The following is a 15927-nucleotide window of genomic DNA, read 5'->3' on the forward strand; positions in this document are numbered from 1 at the left end:
TGGAATATTTAGGTTATCTAAAATTGTAAACTGATGTAAAATAAATAGTAGAAAAATGTAAAAACTTGTTATTAGGAGGAAAAATTATGCTATCAAAAGGATCAACCTGGAGTAGATGGGATTTACATATTCATACACCTTTATCAATATGTAATGAATTTGGAGGAGATAGTGAAGAAAATTGGGAGAAGTACATATCCCATTTAGAAAATTTACCTGAAGATGTTGATGTTATTGGGATTAATGACTATTACTTCATTGAAGGATTTGAAAAGGTAATTCAATACAAAAAAGAGAAAAGTAGATTACTGAACATAAAAAAAATATTTCCAATAATCGAGTTTCGTATCGATAAGTTTTCAACTGCTTCTGAGTCGAAATTACAAAAAGTCAATCTACACGTTCTTTTTAAGATAGATGACAATAATTGGAAGAAAGAAGTAGAAAAGATAAAAACAGAATTTATTCAACAAATAAATGTTACTCCTTTTCATCCAACTAAACCTTTAAGCAAACAGTCATTTATTGAGATAGCAGGAAATCTTAGAAATGGATTTGATAATTATGTACCTTCTGCAGATCAAATATTTAATTTGATTGAAAGTGATACTTGGAAGGATAGAGTAATAGTTTTTCTGGGTTATAAAGAATGGAATAATCTTGAAAAGGGCGGGCAATTAAAACCTTATAAAGAATATCTACTCAATAAGGCGGATGCTTTGTTTACTGCTTCACCTGATGACAATGTTACAAAGAAAGAAAGTATATTATCTGAGTTTGGAGGAAGTGTACTAATTCATTCTCAGGATATACATAAATATTCAGAATTAGAGGTTGAAAATTATAAGTGTTTTACTTGGATTAAAGCAGATAAAACTTTTGAAGGGTTAAAACAAATAACATATGAACCAAAAGAAAGGATAAAGATACAGCAAAATAATCCATTTTTCGATGAACAAAAATCGGTTGTTTTAGATAGCATAAAAATTGTGGACTCAAATAGTTGGTTTGGTAATCAAGAAATTCCTTTAAATTCAGGGTTAATAACCATCATCGGGGAAAAGGGATCAGGAAAAACTGCACTACTCGATTTATTGGCTATTGCTAACGATGAAGGTATTTATGAACCAGACGTGAAAAATTACTATTCTTTTTATAATAGAGCAAGGCAAGAAATTAAAGATACTAAAGTTCATATGCGTTATTTAGGGAGTGAAGACCAAACTGTATATTGTTTAGATGGGGCAATTGCAAACACTGAAACAAATAGTCATGCTAAAGTAAGGTATCTTTCATTGAAAGAATTAGAGAGCTATGTTGATCAAAGAGATAAATTTCAATCCTTTATTAAAAGTATTATTCATACAAAATCACCTGAATTGAATAATTTTGAGGAAAAGATTGCTAAAGAGATAAATAAAATAAATGAAGTAAATAAAGCAATCCGCAAATTAGAGGAAAAAGTAAAAACACTAAAATCCCTTGAAGAAGCGTATCAAGGTAAACAATATGAAATAGATCTTCATATGAAAAACGAACCTAAAATTAAGACAAACTTTACAGAGGAACAAGAAAAGGAATATAAAGAACTAATAACAACAGAGCAAGATATAAACGCACTAATTAAGAAAAATAACCAATCAATAAGCCAATTAACTGATTTCAAAGCATGGATTGTTGAGGAAGTTCATTCTATAGATGAACAATTCAAAAGTAAATTACATATAAAGGTAAACCAGTTAAGTAATGTAGAAGTCTCGTTATTGGATAAGGTCGGAATAGTAATAAATATTGAAGGACAAGAGAAAGTTGATGGAATCGTAAAAAAACTACAAGATGATAATCAAAAGCACTATGAAAAATTAGAAGAATTAAAGGTTAAAATAGTGCCTCTTGAAGAGATAAATCAGAACTCACAATCAGAACAGAAGAATACAAGAGCCTGGATTGAAAAAAAGAGCCAGTTAGAAGAAGAGTTAGAACAACTTGACCAACAAAAGAAAATATTAGATAGAGATAAAGAACAAATAATAGAACTACAAAAGAAAAGAAGAAGTGATTATTTAAACCTCATAAAAATAAAAATAGAACAAAAAGAAAAATATAAGGATTTGAAGACAGAATTAGAATCGGATCAAAATATTGGATTTAAAGTGAAGATAGAATTTGATTCAAAGAAGTTCTTAGAGAAGGAAGATGCAATAATCAACCATGGGTCAGGAAACTCAAAAGAAGGGATTAATGAAAGGTTACAAGAGATAGTTATTAACAAGGTAATCCAGATTGATGATGTTTTAAAAGAAGAAGATTTGCAACCAATAATTGAATTTATAGATAGTGTTGATAATGAGAATTTTGTAAATAATGTGTTTGGAGAAAAGAAAAACAAAGAAAACCTGTTGAAAAAAAGTTTTAATATTGAAGACTTTTATAATTGGATTTTTGATGATTATTACGATGTAAATTATTTTATTGAGTTTAAAGGGAAAGCATTAGAAACTTTATCACCTGGACAAAAAGGCTTAGTATTAATGAAGGTTTTCCTTAAATTAGATAGTAGTTCAAAACCATTATTGATCGACCAACCAGAAGATAACTTAGATAATAAATCAGTATTTAACGATTTGGTGAATGATTTTAGAGAGATAAAGAAAAAACGCCAAATAATTATTGCAACTCATAATCCTAACCTGGTTGTTAATACGGATAGTGAACAAGTAATTGTAGCATCGTTCGAGGATAACAATGGTAATGGAGATAACCCCAAAATCGTATATCATGCAGGCTCACTGGAGGATAATGATATTCGTAGCAAAGTATGTGACATTTTAGAGGGAGGGAATATTGCTTTCCAGAAGAGGGAAGTAAGATATTCTTTGAAATAAGGACAATGGGAGAAAGAAAAATGATTGAAACTTATTTAGACTTATTAAACCAATTAAAAGAAAAAGGCATAAGCGATATTGAGCCAATGCTGAAAAAAGTAAAGCACCCAAGAGTTATAGGAGATATGTTTGAGGGACTCACAAAAAGTATTCTCAATGAGGCAATTTTTAAAGAGTTTAACTTAAAAGTAGTGCGGGGCTTTATAGAAAATACAGATGGTAACAAAAGTGAAGAAATAGACTGTATGATAGTAGAAGGAGAAGGAGAAAAAATCGCCTTTACAGAAGACTACTTTTGGAAATTAGAGAAAGTTATAGCTGTAGTACAAGTAAAAAAAAATCTGCATGGTAAAGACTTGAAGGAAGGGTTTGAAAACTTACAATCTGTTTATAAGATATCCGAGCCTAAAGAAAATTGGGAATTCGACTTATTGAAGGATTCATATGAGAACCTATTTAACGAAGAAATCCCGTATTTTAATGATGTATCGAAGTTCCCTTTTCATAAGCAACTCGTTTACCATACTTTGATAAAAGAGGTACTTTTACCGCCAAGAATTATCTTTGGCTATAGTGGTTTTAAATCTGAAGCAAATCTTAGAAAATCAATAATGGATCATTTGAGCCAAAACATAATGGTGAAAAACCACAGTGTTGCGAGTATGCCCAATTTAATCTTATGTGGGGAATTTTCTTTAATAAAGATGAATGGTATCCCCTTTAATGGAAAAATTGATTCCGATAATTATTGGCATTTTTATGGCTCTTATAATGAAGCACCACTATTATTATTGTTAGAAATTTTATGGACAAGATTAGCGTATAAATATAAAATATCCCCTAAAATATTTGGCGAAGACTCAACACTGCAATTAATAAGACCTTTAATAAAAGCCAAAGGAGTTGAAAAACCAAGTAAGGGGTGGTTAATGCAGGAAATAAAATTTAGTAGGAAACAATTATCCCAAATGAAAAATAAAGTCACAAAAAGTTAGATATACATGGCTAAAATAAGCAGGATTAAAAGCAAGGATCTAATAAGAAGGAAAATGAGAAAAAATAGCGAATATACTTATTAAGCACGCAGAGGTATCGAATCGTGTGCGGGGGTAAAAGAGAAAGAGTGAAAAAATCGACTCTTCCCCTTGTTCCTATTGGCTTTCTTTCCCTAACTCCTAAAAATGCGACTCAAAATCGTGTTCCTCTGGAGTGTCGTTTCGACCCCGACCACCGGTACCATCTACATAATTTGATTAACTTATAAAGGTTAGAACTCAGAAAAGTTGTTAAACCAACGTTTCTGAGTTTTTTATATTAGAAAAATGGATTGAAAAAGTTAAGATATGAATTTGTTTAACCAAAATGTTATACAAGGTATTTCTCAAATTACCATTGCTTTAAATTTTGAGAAAAATACAGTACCTAGGTTGATCGTATACATACGAGAAATCCTATAGTTTACGCTATTGATAGCTTTAATTTTCTATACTAGACTGATTGGTAGTGAGCTCAAATGGTAAAATAAATTATGTCTGGACGCGGTTACTTTACTTTACTTATATCTAACCTATAGAAAGAGTAGTGATACTTTTAGCAAGGTACAGAAAATTCTTAATTTAGCGATGAGCCCCCAATAGTAACCCAGATTTTAATAAAAATAGCTATTTAACCGAAAAATCTTACTTAGAGGTGAAAGCAATGAAAACATTTCAAAATCCGATTTTACCTGGGTTTTATCCAGATCCATCTATTTGTAGAGTAGCTGAAGACTATTACTTAGTGACTTCTTCTTTTGCTTATTTTCCAGGTGTACCTATTTTTCACAGCCGTGATTTGGTGAATTGGCAACAGATTGGCCACGTTTTAGATAGACCTTCACAACTTCCTTTAGATGGGCAAGGCGTATCAAGAGGTATTTTTGCACCTACCATTCGTTTTCACAATGGAGTTTATTATATGATAACGACGAATGTAGGTGAGGGAGGAAATTTTGTTGTTACCGCAACGAATCCTGCGGGGCCTTGGTCTGATCCGTATTATTTGGATGCACCGGGAATTGATCCATCTTTATTTTTTGATGATGATGGAAAAGCTTATTACCACGGGACACGTCCTGCACCAGAAGGGGAAAAATATAGCGGTAACTGGGAAGTTTGGCTGCAAGAGTTTGATCTGGAAACTATGACATTGGTGGGAGAAGCAATAGGATTGTGGCGAGGTGCATTAAGGGATGTGATCTGGCCTGAAGGTCCACATATCTACAAGATAGATGGCTATTATTATCTTATGATTTCTGAGGCCGGGACAGGTCATCACCATGCTGTTTCCATTGCCCGTAGTGAAGCGATCACTGGTCCTTACGTTGGGAATCCAGGTAACCCAATTATGACTCATCGACATTTAGGCAAAGATTATCCAATTGTAAATGTTGGTCATTTTGATTTAGTGGAAACACAAAATGGTGAATGGTGGGCAATTGGGCTAGCCTCGCGTATTTATGGTGGCTATTATCGTAATCTCGGTAGAGAGACGTTCCTGCTTCCGGTAAAATGGGAAGATGGTTGGCCAATCATGAGTCCAGGAACAGGGAAATTAGATATGTCGTACCCGATTCCTCAGTTACCTGAAACAAAGTCTTCTATTAGGCCAGCGTGTGAGCATTTTGATGAGGATAAACTAGATTTCAGTTGGAACTTTCTACGCACTCCTAGGGAAGAGTTTTTTAGCTTATCAGAACGTCCGGGGTATTTACGATTAAAACTTCGCCCAGAAGCCATCACAGATCTTGCTGTACCAAGTTTTGTAGGGAGAAGGCAACAGCATATTAATTTTGCGGCTTCTACATATATGGAATTTATCCCAACGAATGTTGGTGAGGCTGCTGGTATTGTTCTATTACAAAATGATCAATATAATTTTCAGTTTATATATACAAATAACGGAGATAGTAACGTCATTCGCCTGGTTAAATATGAAGATGGAAAAGAAGAGGTTCTAAAGGAGGTATCTGTAAATGCCTCTGCACTATATTTAAAAGTGGAAGCATATGGCCAAGATTATAGCTTCTACTATGGGGTAACTTCTAAAGACTACCAACTTTTTATCGGAAATGTAGACGGAAGAATATTAAGCACAGATGTTGCTGGTGGATTTGTTGGCACAGAGCTTGGCTTATACGCGAGTGCTAATGGTAAAAGTAGTACAACTACAGCAGACTTTGACTGGTTTGAATACTTAGGATTAGATTAACTTTCGTTTAGAGTGCCTGACCGCAGTTATGGTAAAGCATTCACACGAGACGGTCTAGTTTTCCTGATCCATAAATAATTGAAGTTATTGCTTAACACAAAAGCGCTATGACAAATGTATCATAGCGCTTTTGTAACGTTTGAAATTTAATTGGAAGACAATTCGCTTCTGGATCTTGTTATATAGACTCTAAAGATGATAAAGGCAAACAATGATAATAAGATACCCGAAATATACGGTAAACCAACTGCAATCGAATATAGTAAGCCACCAAGTACTGGTCCAAATATTCTTCCTAAAGAGTCAAATGAGGATAAATATCCAGTAGCCATTCCGTATCCTGCTTTAGATTTCTTTGTTAATAAAGAGGAAACACTAGGTCGGATAACACCATTACCTATCCCAAAAATAGCTAGGAAAATAGCTGCGGTAGTGAAGTCCTGAATTAGTAGGATCAGTCCGAAGCCAGTAGCGGATATAAGTATACCAGCTTGAATGATCCGAGCTTCTCCAAATCTCTTAGTCAATTTCCCCATTAACCCTTGTACAACTGCGCTAGCTAGTCCCATGATCATAAAGATATATCCAAGAGTGACTGAATCTAGGCCTGCCCTTTTGGCTGCATAATAGGCAAAGGTTGCCTCTAAGCCGGATAACGAAAGAGAAACAAACAATTGTAAAAAATATAGCATAGACAATGGCCCACGAATAGCTGTTGTCCATGGTGCTTTCTCTTTTTTCGCGTCCTTACTCTGTGAAGGCTCTAATGATTCCTTTAAGACAAAGAAAACAAAAAATAAAGTGAGTAGCGACAAAACACCGGAAATATAAAACGGAGTATGTATATTAATGTTTGTAAAAACACCACCGATTGCAGGTCCAAAGATAAAACCAAGGCCAGTAGCAGCTCCGATAATTCCCATTCCCTTTCCACGATCTTCTTCTGATGTAATATCTGCAACATAAGCCATTACGGTTGGCATGTTAGCAGATGACAATATCCCACCAACAATTCTCGCAGCAAACAACATCCATAGCTGAGTAGAAACTGCCAGCATAAAGAAAGAGATAGAGAGACCTAAAATACCAATCATGATTACTGGCTTTCGACCAATTCGGTCAGAAAGTCTGCCCCACATAGGAGCAAAGATAAACTGCATTAGGGAATAGGTAGCCATAAGTAGTCCAAGCTGGGTAGGCGAAGCCCCAAGTTCTTCTGCATAAAATGGAAGGACTGGAATAATAATTCCGAAGCCAACCATCACAAGGAACATTACGGCAAAAAGTACGGGTAATGCTTTTGTTTGTTTCAATATAATTCCACCTTCTTGATAAAGATAAATCAAAGAAATTATACCATAAGAGAATATGGAATAGCACATTAGAGACAAGGTAAATCCCTCAGTGAGTTAAAAAAGACCACTCAAAATGAGTGGTCATTACTACATTGATTTAGGCAATATATGCTGATCCAACGATCACTAAAAGAATGAACAGCACGACGATTAAAGTAAAGCTGTTATGCATTCTATAACACCTCCCTTTTGTGTTACAATAATACCTTATGTAGGGAAGCGAAAATTGAGTGGGCGACTACCCATTTTTGGGCTAATTAATGAAATTGCCGTTTCGTTTCAAAGATGTGAAAATTTTTATTTAGCTTTTCTTACTTGAATCAATATTCTTTCAATTTAGTATCTTAGAGTATGGTCTTAACCTTTTCACCAGCTCCGCTGAAATAATTAAAAAAAGAACGGGAAGTAATGCAAAGATAGGTGGAGTCCAATAGTTATTAAGTGTTAGAACACCGATTTGTTCTAAATGAAAAAATGACAACCACTGTACAACATAAAGAACGAAAATTAGCAATGGTCGATAGAAATAGCCGATAATAAACGTACTAATTATTGCACTTATAAACCAATATAGGGCATCAAAAGCAACATGACTTTGTATCTTATCTGTGAACCAATTGACGGTAAATTGGTGGCTACCATTCAATACAATAACTAAATAAATGATTGTATGATTAATGATGTTAATTGTTAAATATATGTTCATCCACTGAAGCCATTTAGGTGGGTTATCTAGTTGTTTACTCCACCATTTTCCGATTAGGAAACCAATAATAAGTAGTATCCCTGTGTAAGGAGTTTGCCACCAGTTCTGTTCATATGCCCCGACATATAGAAAGAATTCTTCAATTGCCATAAACATTACCGAAAAACCAATGATCCAATAAAAATTCAGGTGAAAAGCTACAATACACATGGCAACTGTAGGTATCGTAATTCCTTGAGAGATAATAGCTCCAAGGAGTGTATCGTACCACAGATCATTAATTACTCCCGGATAATAGTTATAAGAATGAAATAAGGCCAGAATAACATACTCAAGTAGATAGGAAAGTCCCGCAACCACTAAGAAAATCATCAACATTTTTCTACGTGGTTCTTTTGTTTTATAGATAGTAAAAAGGAACAATAACAACCCTAATATAGCTAAGATGATAAACCACCATAAATTACTCATTTCATGACTCCTAGTAGAATAGATAAAGTTTAGTAACTTAAGTTTCCCATTGGCACAACTATTTCATACTTTATTTTGAATGAAACCTCTTCTTCAATTAAACGTCCAATACTTAGAGGTGAATGTTTATGAAAGAATTTTACTATTTTGGCGTTTTTCTTTTCATAGTATGGATAGGTTATTGTGTTTACGGTTTTTTAACATTTGTGGAAATGGAAATTTTTCTCGTTCTCTATGCTGGGGTGATTGGAATTATCGTTTTTCCCTTTTACTTTTCAATCTTGTTTTTTTGGAATAAATCCAAGAAGAGTGTTAATGTTTTAGTTGGACTATTTGTAATAGTCGTAGTGTCGGTTATAGCTTTTTCAATAATAAATTAATATAAAAAAATAATGAAACCTTTTTCCATTATTTGGCGACTTATGGTTTGTAAATAATGAGAAAAAGGAGAAATTGGTATGAGAAGATTACTATTTTTATTTCTATTCGTATTACTTCCACTATTTGGATGTGCTAATAGTGAAAAAACCTCAGGTGAAGTAACGAAAGAAAATAATGAAACGGTCGTTAAGAGTGAGGTTGCATATTTAGAAGATCGCCTCGAAGCCACAACATTGTATGAAAATGAAATATACGGATTTACGGTTTCATTTCCAAATACCTGGGATGGTAAGTATGAGGTTGAAGAAAGTGAAGAAGCAACGAAGTTCTTTTACAAGTCACAAGTAGACGGACGAGCAGAACTAGTCACCATTTATGTAGTAGATGAAACGGAATGGGAGCAAGATGAATATGGCCAACTAAGATATCTTGCAACGAGTAATGGTTCTGTCTATTATTTTGTGCTTCCACTTGACGTTCCATACTCGAACGAGAATGAGATTAAAGAGTATAGTCAAATGGTTGTTGAAGCTCGCACAGCAATGAGCACATTTCAATTAAGAGATGCTAAAATTAGTGGTAGTCCAATGGTAGCACTAGATTTATTTTTTCGTGGGTTTCAAACTGAAAATTATGAGTTAGCAGCGCAGTTCTATGGTGGCGAATACGAGTGGATCTACGAGAAAGTAAAGCAATATCGAGAGGTTTCTTTAGAAGACAGCCCCGGAATTTTGCGTGGATTTATTGAAGAGCTTGGTGGAGAAGTAACGTACATTTCTGAAGTACATGAGATAAAATATATAGATGAACATGATTGGTATCAGTTCCTCGTCAGTCTTGTAACTGACGATGGAAAGCCTTATGTTTCATTTGGAGATGAAGGTCCTTTGGCATTTCATGTGAAGGCAATTGATGGAACCTTTAAAGTGTTAGATTTACCGTCTATCACATTGAAATAATAGGGTTGAGGCAAAGAATCGTTGCCTCTTCTTTTTTTTGTTCATTATTATCATAAAATAGTCGGAATTTCGGGGGAAAGGTAGGTTTACTTCCCTATCTAAACGTTGTAGTGTTAAAAATAATAACTCCTTTTTTAGAAAGGATTTGCCCTATGAGAAAATTATTAGAGCTTACAAATGTCGTTGAAGTAGAGACCTTGCAAAAAATTCAAGATGACTTTTCAGAAGCTACAGGATTTGCTGCAATTACCGTTGATTATCGTGGAAAACCTTTTACGAGGCATAGTGGTTGTTCGAAATACTGTTCAATTATCAGGTATCGTAAGGATACAAAAGATTTATGCGGAAAATGTGATTCAAGAGCAGGTTTAGAAGCGGCCCGTACCGGAGAACCATATATCTATATGTGTCATTCTGGCTTCGTTGATTTTGCAGCACCTATCATCGTTAATGGCCAGTATTTAGGTTCCATTATGGGTGGCCAGGTAGTAAGTGCGGATCAAACATCTAATCTAGAATATATTATTGATGAAACGCTTGATATTGAAGAAGACGATGAGTTGATTGAAGCCTACACCCAAATTCCGATTGTACCAATGAAAAAGATTAAAGCTGCAGCACATCTTATGTTTACGATCGCAAATAAGATCGCTCAAAAAGGTTACGTCAATGTTATGCAAAAGGAATTACATGAGCAATCGCTTCAGCTAGTTCAGTCTAAAATAACGAAGGCCAATCTAGAAATGGCCTTAAGGACATCTGAACGAAAGACACTACAGTCACAAGTAAATCGACAATTTTTAATTCAAACACTAAATACTGTTGGTAGCTTATCCTACCTTGAAAAGGCTCCGAAGACAGAAGAGGCAACATTCACACTCTTAGACCTTGTAAAATATTTTGTTTCGAATATTGGTAAAGATGTATCAATAATAGAAGAATTTGAGTATTTACATAATTATTTATTTTTACAACAAATTCGGTTAGGTGAGCGCTTCTCTTATGAATTGGTAGTTGATGAAAGTGCTAAAAATTTGATTATCCCATCCATGATCATTCAGCCTATTGTTGAGAATGCAATCGTACATGGTGTTGAAATGAAGTCAGGCAAAGTAAACGTCCTAGTATCTATCAAATTAATCAATAAAACAATAGAAATTAGAGTGAAAGATAATGGAGTTGGGATGCATGAACATCAGATTGAAGGTATTTTAGAGCTGAGTGGTAGAGAGATAGTTAAGGAAATGAATTTGAAGGTATTGAAGCAGAGATTAATAGATAGATACGGTATTCGCGCGCAGATAACTATAGATAGTGAAGAAAAGCTTGGCACAGATGTGACTGTTAGGATACCTGTTTTTGATGGTGATTAAGAAAGGGTGAAGTCAATGTTAAAGGTAGTTATTGCTGACTTAGAACCAATTCAGAGAAAGTGTATTAAAGCGCTTCTTCAAGAAAGATATCGAAGGCAAGTCGTTGTTCTTGAAACTGATAATGGTCAAGAGGCATGTGAGTACGTAGAAAAAGACAACATTGATTTAGTAATTATGGATCATCGTTTAACTGGTATGAACGGTCTAACATCAGCTGTTGAGATGAGAAGACATAATCCCCTTCAGAAACTAATGGTATTTACAATGGAAGAAGATCCACAACTAAAAAAATCATTCAACAAGCTAGGGGTTAAGCAATATATAAAGAAACCATCAAGACCTCGAATATTAATTGACTTAATCAGTAAGGGACTTTCTGAGACGCCACAACTCCCCGCACGTAAAGTCACGTTGAAGATAAGCGAAATCGTTCAATTTATTGAGGGGAATTTGAACCGAGACTTAACGTTAACCTATGTAGCAGAAAAAATGAACCTTAGTTCTTACTATTTAAGTAAGATGTTTAAGAAAGAGCTAGGGGTTAACTTTGTTAAATATGTAACGGATCGGAAAATGGAGAAGGCAAAAGAACTCTTGAAGAATTTTGATGTTCCTATTATTAACATCGCATTTGCGATAGGGTATGCAGAACCTAGTTATTTTACGAAGGTTTTTAAACGGGTTGAAAATATGACTCCTAGTCAGTATCGCAATCAATTTTATCGTTAGTCATAGAAAAGAAGTAGTGGATGCACTACTTCTTTTCTGTAGCTGATTATCAGATAATCGTCGATGTACCCGTTCCACCATGGTGCAGAAGAAAGTAGTCTTTGATTTCTTCTGTAATTGAATTGAGGCTTTCCTGCGGAAGTTCAGGATGAAAATAGATAATTTGCAGAGCGTTCTTTGTTTCTGGTGTTACCATAGTCCGTTTCGAGTCAACAATTGGACTACCGAAAGGTCCTATTTTATCAGCTGATAAAAGTTTACTCTTCATATTTGTTTCTCGATTATTTATGGCTTCATATAAATCGTTTTCATCTCCTACACGAATTTCAATTGGAAGTGAAAGTTTATCAAAATCATAGATCCCAATTGGGATAGCGTATTTTATAGAAAATAAATTGTTCACATCAGCGGCAGAATGAATGCTAGGTACAGGGTCTCCTTTTAAAACTCTACGCAGAAGTGCTTCTGAGGAAGGACGGTATTTTGATGGATCAGTGCCAATCATCTTAAATAACTGACGCCCCTCTTTGATGCCAACAATGTCAGTAACATTTTGGTACAATTGTTGCCTGTCACATATTGCCTTTACATCCAACTGTATTTCACTTGAAGAATGATGTACATTTATATTAGAATAAGAAATTACGCCGACTTTAAAATTAGGCGCTAAAGTTTTCAATTCTTCATGAATTGTTATAATCAAAATAGTCACCTACACATTTTATATTTTCTAGAACATCCACTGGGTAAGGACAAATTGCCCAGAATGTCCATAAGTGGTGCCTGACACCGATATTTTACCATAAAATACCTGATAATAAAATAAAGGAGGGACTTCAGTGACACTTGCCCAATTAAAAGAAGAAATCATTGCATATAGTAGCAGTATCGGAATAGATAAAATTGGCTTTGCTTCTGCTGATCCCTTTGTCGAGTTAAAAGAAAGACTTATTACGCAACAAAACTTAGGATACCAGTCAGGTTTTGAGGAAAAGAATATTGATAAAAGAGTTTATCCAGACTTAGTTCTACCAGAAGCTAAATCAATTATTGCAATTGCTTTAGCATATCCCTCAAAAATGAAAAATGCGCCATTAAGTAAAAGAGATGAACGGCGAGGTCTATTTTGCCGGGCATCTTGGGGGGAAGATTATCATACGATACTAAAACAAAAGTTAGTTCTACTCCAAAGTTTTATTCTAGAAAAGGTTCCAACTGCAAAGGTTGTCTCAATGGTTGATACAGGAGAACTAAGTGATCGAGCAGTCGCAGAGCGAGCCGGAATTGGGTGGAGCGGGAAGAACTGTTCCATTATTACAAAGGAATTTGGCTCTTACGTATATTTAGGGGAGATGATCACTACAATCCCACTTCCGCCTGATACGCCAATTGCTGATCAATGTGGTAGTTGTACAAAATGTATTGATGCTTGTCCAACGGGGGCAATTGTTCAAGGTGGTCAATTAGACTCAAATAAATGTATCGCATTTCTAACACAAACAAAAACTTTTTTAGCAGATGAATATAGAGAGAAGCTAGGTAATCGAATATATGGATGTGACACTTGCCAACAGGTTTGTCCTGAAAACAAAGGAAAGGATTTTCACTTGCATGAAGAAATGGAACCAGATCCTGAGGTTGTGAAACCGTTACTAAAGGAACTTTTATTCATAAGTAATCGAGACTTTAAAGAAAAATTCGGTTCTCTGTCTGGGGCTTGGCGAGGAAAAAAACCTCTTCAAAGGAATGCAATAATTGGAATTGCACATTATAAAGATCAGACAGCTATAGGTGACCTTGAAAAACTATTAAAGGAAGATACAAGGCCAGTCATTAGAGGTACAGCAGCATGGGCAATTGGGAAAATAGGCACAGATCAGTCCAAGATCATCCTAAATGCGGCGAAAGAGAGAGAAAAAGACGCAGATGTGGTAGCTGAGATTGAAAAAGGGCTGAATTTGCTCAAAAATCAGAAAATTTAGCTGTGGTCAACAATAATAGAGTCAAGTACTATTAAGACAAGAGGATTGAAAGAGGGGATAGTATGGAAAAAAGATCAGCCATTTACTATAACGAAATGGATAGCCCACTTGGTCCGTTAACCGTCGTATGTAGCGATTTAGGAGTTTGTTTAATTGAATTCGGATCCATAGATCAAACGTTAGCAACGATAAAAGTGTGGATGAAAAAGAACTATATTCGAGCAAACCTGTCTATTAGTCCAGAAGATACTGAACCAGTTGTTACTCAATTAAACGAGTATTTCACTGGAAAACGCCTTAAATTCGATCTTCCAATAGATCTTATCGGAACAAAGTTTCAATGTTTAGTTTGGGAAGCGCTAAAAAAAATTGAGTATGGTGAAACTAAGAGTTATAAGCAAATCGCTCAGGAAATTGGTGCTCCAAAAGCTGTTCGAGCAATTGGGGGTGCCAATAATAAAAACCCAATTCCGATTATCATTCCATGTCACCGGGTGATTGGAAGCAATGGTGCTCTCGTTGGTTATGGTGGTGGAGTAGATAAGAAAGAGATATTGTTAGAAATTGAGGGTGCAATTAAAAAAATATCTTAAAAACTACGCAGTGCGTAGTTTTTTCTTTTGGTAAGGCTTTTTTTGCAAAGTTGGTTGCTTTCGTAAAAATCCCAAAAGCCGGATTTTTACACAAATTACTAAGAATTCACCACTAATTTAGTAAGTAATGCTCTTTTCTTACATAATTTATTGGCTGATATCTTCATCTAAGGTATTTTTCCAATAATTTTAGGATAGAAAAGCCACAATGTTTACGAAAAGAGCCTTTGGTAAAGATTGTACTCATCATGTAACCCACATAATCCTCATACATTTAATTTAGGACGTAATACAATGGAGGAGGAGTATAGGTTGGGGTGGCTAAATTCTTTGGGAAATCATATCAACTTGATGAACAACTCGTATATCTCGGATGATCGTTTTTGTTACATTCGAGATAATGAACAAGATTGTAAAAGTAGGAAGCTCCGAAGTTTAAATGAACGAGAAGGTAAAATTGTAAAATCAGTTGTCGATGGAACAGTATTGAGCGTACAGAAATTAGAGGATCAACGACTGGTAGATTACGCTGTTCATTTTCAGTATTTAATTAAGCAAAATAATAAGTTTCACATCGAAGAACAGATTGAGGAGAGACGTGCTATTTTTTCAGGAGAAGAGTTAATTGATGACTATAGTACCAACTCTGAAAGAGAGATGCTCTTAGAGGAATCTACTAGTTTGGAAAGAGAGAGTATGGATATAGAGACAGCAAGGTTTCAATACTCAAGACTTGAGGCCGTCCGTTATGCTGAGCGATGGTGGAATGACTATAATCCTCAATTTAAAAAGTTTGAGAACAATTGTACTAACTTTATCTCTCAATGCTTACATGCTGGTGGGGCACCAATGACAGGTTATCCAAACAAAAACAAAGGCTGGTGGTATCGAAATAAGAATTGGAGCCTTAGTTGGTCTGTAGCTCATTCATTACGATGGTATTTAAGTGGAGCAAACTCAGGACTAAGAGCTAAAGAAGTTACTAGGCCAGAGGAATTAATGAAGGGTGATGTCATTTGCTATGATTTCAATGGTGATGGTAGATGGCAACATACCACAATTGTCGTTGCAAAGGATGGAAGTAATATGCCATTAGTCAATGCGCAAACGACCAATAGTCGAATGAGATATTGGGATTACAAAGACTCAACTGCGTATACGTCAAAAATTAAGTACAAGTTTTTTCATATAATTGATGGATAATTAGAGCAGCCCCTTTTTTCACTCTATTTGGTAATGCTATA

At 34.9% G+C, this 15927-nt stretch carries 13 protein-coding genes; 9 read left to right on the forward strand and 4 right to left on the reverse strand.

The genetic code is table 11. From position 1 onward, the window contains the following. Positions 1-86: 86 nt before the first annotated feature. The 3 genes from DS745_RS11100 (at position 87) to DS745_RS11110 (ending at position 6134) form a co-directional block, all read left to right on the forward strand. The gene (locus tag DS745_RS11100; protein ID WP_129078312.1) at positions 87-2885 is read left to right on the forward strand and encodes a TrlF family AAA-like ATPase; all 2799 of its coding nucleotides are present in this window, start codon (positions 87-89) and stop codon (positions 2883-2885) included. Between the two features lie 20 nt (positions 2886-2905). Beyond that, the gene (locus DS745_RS11105; RefSeq protein ID WP_129078313.1) at positions 2906-3880 is read left to right on the forward strand and encodes a DUF6602 domain-containing protein; all 975 of its coding nucleotides are present in this window, start codon (positions 2906-2908) and stop codon (positions 3878-3880) included. Between the two features lie 703 nt (positions 3881-4583). Beyond that, positions 4584-6134, forward strand: a complete 1551-nt coding sequence (locus DS745_RS11110; protein WP_129078314.1) for a glycoside hydrolase family 43 protein — start codon at positions 4584-4586, stop codon at positions 6132-6134. Between the two features lie 146 nt (positions 6135-6280). On the opposite strand, the gene DS745_RS11115 is transcribed toward DS745_RS11110, so the two are convergent. From DS745_RS11115 to DS745_RS11125, 3 genes are all read right to left on the reverse strand, one after another. Next, the gene (locus DS745_RS11115; protein WP_129078315.1) at positions 6281-7447 is read right to left on the reverse strand and encodes an MFS transporter; all 1167 of its coding nucleotides are present in this window, start codon (positions 7445-7447) and stop codon (positions 6281-6283) included. Positions 7448-7586: 139 nt separating this feature from the next. Then, positions 7587-7661 (reverse strand): YjcZ family sporulation protein, encoded by a 75-nt coding sequence (locus DS745_RS11120; protein ID WP_129078430.1) that lies wholly within the window; start codon positions 7659-7661, stop codon positions 7587-7589. A gap of 159 nt (positions 7662-7820) precedes the next feature. Continuing rightward, positions 7821-8666 carry a hypothetical protein gene (locus tag DS745_RS11125; RefSeq protein WP_129078316.1) on the reverse strand — a complete coding sequence of 282 codons (846 nt, stop codon included), beginning with the start codon at positions 8664-8666 and terminating at the stop codon, positions 7821-7823. A gap of 458 nt (positions 8667-9124) precedes the next feature. Between DS745_RS11125 and DS745_RS11130 the strand changes: the two genes are divergently transcribed. The 3 genes from DS745_RS11130 to DS745_RS11140 all read left to right on the forward strand — a co-directional run bounded on the left by DS745_RS11130 (position 9125) and on the right by DS745_RS11140 (position 12108). Further along, positions 9125-10006, forward strand: coding sequence for a hypothetical protein (locus DS745_RS11130; protein ID WP_129078317.1), 882 nt, complete (start codon positions 9125-9127; stop codon positions 10004-10006). Positions 10007-10158: 152 nt separating this feature from the next. After that, the gene (locus tag DS745_RS11135; RefSeq protein ID WP_129078318.1) at positions 10159-11379 is read left to right on the forward strand and encodes a PocR ligand-binding domain-containing protein; all 1221 of its coding nucleotides are present in this window, start codon (positions 10159-10161) and stop codon (positions 11377-11379) included. Between the two features lie 15 nt (positions 11380-11394). Then, positions 11395-12108 carry a helix-turn-helix domain-containing protein gene (locus DS745_RS11140; protein WP_129078319.1) on the forward strand — a complete coding sequence of 238 codons (714 nt, stop codon included), beginning with the start codon at positions 11395-11397 and terminating at the stop codon, positions 12106-12108. 49 nt (positions 12109-12157) lie between these two features. On the opposite strand, the gene DS745_RS11145 is transcribed toward DS745_RS11140, so the two are convergent. Further along, on the reverse strand, positions 12158-12811 hold the full coding sequence (locus DS745_RS11145) for a B3/B4 domain-containing protein (RefSeq protein ID WP_129078320.1): 654 nt from the start codon (positions 12809-12811) through the stop codon (positions 12158-12160). A 136-nt stretch (positions 12812-12947) separates the two neighbouring features. Here DS745_RS11145 and queG point away from each other — a divergent pair, with 136 nt between their 5' ends. From queG to DS745_RS11160, 3 genes are all read left to right on the forward strand, one after another. Further along, a complete protein-coding gene (gene queG, locus DS745_RS11150) occupies positions 12948-14090 on the forward strand; it encodes a tRNA epoxyqueuosine(34) reductase QueG (RefSeq protein WP_129078321.1) in 1143 nt (380 codons plus the stop codon). Positions 14091-14152: 62 nt separating this feature from the next. Further along, entirely contained in the window at positions 14153-14683 is a 531-nt protein-coding gene (locus DS745_RS11155; protein ID WP_129078322.1) for a methylated-DNA--[protein]-cysteine S-methyltransferase, read from the forward strand. Between the two features lie 312 nt (positions 14684-14995). Next, positions 14996-15886 (forward strand): amidase domain-containing protein, encoded by an 891-nt coding sequence (locus tag DS745_RS11160; RefSeq protein ID WP_241657795.1) that lies wholly within the window; start codon positions 14996-14998, stop codon positions 15884-15886. Positions 15887-15927 lie beyond the last annotated feature (41 nt).

It is taken from the genome of Anaerobacillus alkaliphilus (assembly GCF_004116265.1).
Lineage (GTDB): Bacteria > Bacillota > Bacilli > Bacillales > Anaerobacillaceae > Anaerobacillus > Anaerobacillus alkaliphilus.

Bases quoted from the DNA above. Each gene is read 5' to 3' on its own strand.
- DS745_RS11100 (WP_129078312.1), top strand. From the start codon at position 87: ATGCTATCAAAAGGATCAACCTGGAGTAGATGGGATTTACATATTCAT.
- DS745_RS11105 (WP_129078313.1), top strand. From the start codon at position 2,906: ATGATTGAAACTTATTTAGACTTATTAAACCAATTAAAAGAAAAAGGC.
- DS745_RS11110 (WP_129078314.1), top strand. From the start codon at position 4,584: ATGAAAACATTTCAAAATCCGATTTTACCTGGGTTTTATCCAGATCCA.
- DS745_RS11125 (WP_129078316.1), bottom strand. From the start codon at position 8,666: ATGAGTAATTTATGGTGGTTTATCATCTTAGCTATATTAGGGTTGTTA.
- DS745_RS11130 (WP_129078317.1), top strand. From the start codon at position 9,125: ATGAGAAGATTACTATTTTTATTTCTATTCGTATTACTTCCACTATTT.
- DS745_RS11135 (WP_129078318.1), top strand. From the start codon at position 10,159: ATGAGAAAATTATTAGAGCTTACAAATGTCGTTGAAGTAGAGACCTTG.
- DS745_RS11140 (WP_129078319.1), top strand. From the start codon at position 11,395: ATGTTAAAGGTAGTTATTGCTGACTTAGAACCAATTCAGAGAAAGTGT.
- DS745_RS11155 (WP_129078322.1), top strand. From the start codon at position 14,153: ATGGAAAAAAGATCAGCCATTTACTATAACGAAATGGATAGCCCACTT.